The sequence below is a fragment of the Burkholderia sp. LMG 13014 genome (assembly GCF_905232215.1).
Lineage (GTDB): Bacteria > Pseudomonadota > Gammaproteobacteria > Burkholderiales > Burkholderiaceae > Burkholderia.
In genome coordinates, this window is record NZ_CAJNKE010000882.1 from 1 (window position 1) to 1,798 (window position 1,798).

At 66.3% G+C, this 1,798-nt stretch carries 2 protein-coding genes; both read right to left on the reverse strand.

What is annotated here, in order from left to right:
* Positions 1–9: 9 nt before the first annotated feature.
* Positions 10–1,479, reverse strand: a complete 1,470-nt coding sequence (rng, locus tag JYJ84_RS35760; RefSeq protein ID WP_069248507.1) for a ribonuclease G — start codon at positions 1,477–1,479, stop codon at positions 10–12.
* A 7-nt stretch (positions 1,480–1,486) separates the two neighbouring features.
* Positions 1,487–1,798: nucleoside triphosphate pyrophosphatase (locus JYJ84_RS35765; RefSeq protein WP_205190219.1), on the reverse strand; the 312-nt coding region annotated here is incomplete at its 5' end.

Genomic DNA, 1,798 nt, shown 5'->3' on the forward strand with positions numbered 1-1,798 from the left:
GACGGAACGTTACATCAGCACGATATCGTACTGCTCCTGACTCAGGTTCGACTCGACCTGCAGCGACACCGGCTTGCCGATGAAGTCGATCAGCATCGCGAGATGCTGCGATTCCTCGTCGAGGAACAGGTCGATCACCTGTTGCGCGGCGATCACGCGGAATTCACGCGGGTTGAACTGCCGCGACTCGCGCAGGATCTCGCGCAGGATGTCGTAGCACACGGTGCGCGACGTCTTCACCTGGCCCTTGCCCTGGCAGGTCGGGCACGGCTCGCACAGCACGTGCGCGAGCGATTCGCGCGTGCGCTTGCGCGTCATCTCGACGAGCCCGAGTTGCGAGAAGCCGTTGACCGTCACGCGCGTGCGGTCGCGCGACAGCGCCTTCTTCAGCTCGGAGAGCACCGCGTCGCGATGCTCGGCGTTCTCCATGTCGATGAAGTCGATGATGATGATCCCGCCGAGGTTGCGCAGCCGCAGCTGCCGCGCGATCGTATGCGCGGCTTCGAGGTTGGTCTTGAAGATCGTGTCGTCGAAGTTGCGTGCGCCGACGTAGCCGCCGGTGTTCACGTCGATCGTCGTCATCGCTTCCGTCTGGTCGATCATCAGGTAGCCGCCCGACTTCAGGTCGACGCGGCGCGACAGCGCGCGCTGGATCTCCGTCTCGATGTTGTACAGGTCGAACAGCGGCCGCTCGCCCGTGTAGTGGTGCAGCTTCGGGCTCACGGCCGGCGTGAACTCGCCCGCGAATTCCGAGAGGCGCTGGTACGTCTCGCGCGAATCGACCTGGATGCGCGTCGTGTCGTCGTTCGCGAAATCGCGCAGCACGCGCTGCGCGAGATCGAGATCCTGGTACAGCAGGCTCGTCGCCGGCAGCCGCTGCGCCTGCGCGACGATCGTCGCCCAGGTCTTGCGCAGGTACGTGACGTCGCCCGCGAGTTCGTCGGAGGTGGCATCTTCGGCGATCGTGCGCACGATGTAGCCGCCTTTCTCGTCCGGCGGGATCACGGCCGTCAGGCGCGCACGCACGGCCTCGCGTTCGGCCTCGCTCTCGATCTTCTGCGAGATGCCGATATGCGGCTCCTGCGGCAGGTAGACGAGCGTGCGGCCGGCAATGCTGACCTGCGTCGACAGCCGCGCGCCCTTCGTGCCGATCGGATCCTTGATCACCTGGACCATCAGCGTCTGGCCTTCGAACACGATCTTCTCGATCGGCTGGTGCGGCGTGCCCGACTGCGGCTCGCCCGCGAGGCGCGGATGCCAGATGTCGGCGACGTGCAGGAACGCCGCGCGCTCGAGCCCGATGTCGATGAACGCCGACTGCATGCCGGGCAGCACGCGCACGACTTTGCCGAGATAGATGTTGCCGACCCGCCCGCGCGACAGCGTGCGTTCGACGTGAAGCTCCTGCACCGCGCCTTGCTGGACGAGTGCGACCCGCGTTTCCTGCGGCGTGAGGTTGATCAGGATTTCTTCGTTCATGGTGGGTTCAGAAGGCGACGCGCGCGGTGCGTAGCAGCGCGGCAGTCTCAAAAAGGGGCAGACCCATGATACCTGAATGGGAACCGTCGATTCGCTCGATGAATTCGGCCGCGCGCCCCTGGATCGCGTACGCGCCGGCCTTGCCGAACGGTTCGCCCGATTCGACGTAGCGTGCATACGCGTCGCGCGACGCGGTGGCGAAGCGCACCGACGAGCGCGACAGCGCGGGCGGCAGCAGTTCGCCGTCGGCATCGATCACGGCGACGGCGGTCAGCACCGCGTGTTCGCGGCCCGCGAGGCGCGTCAGCATCGCGAGCGC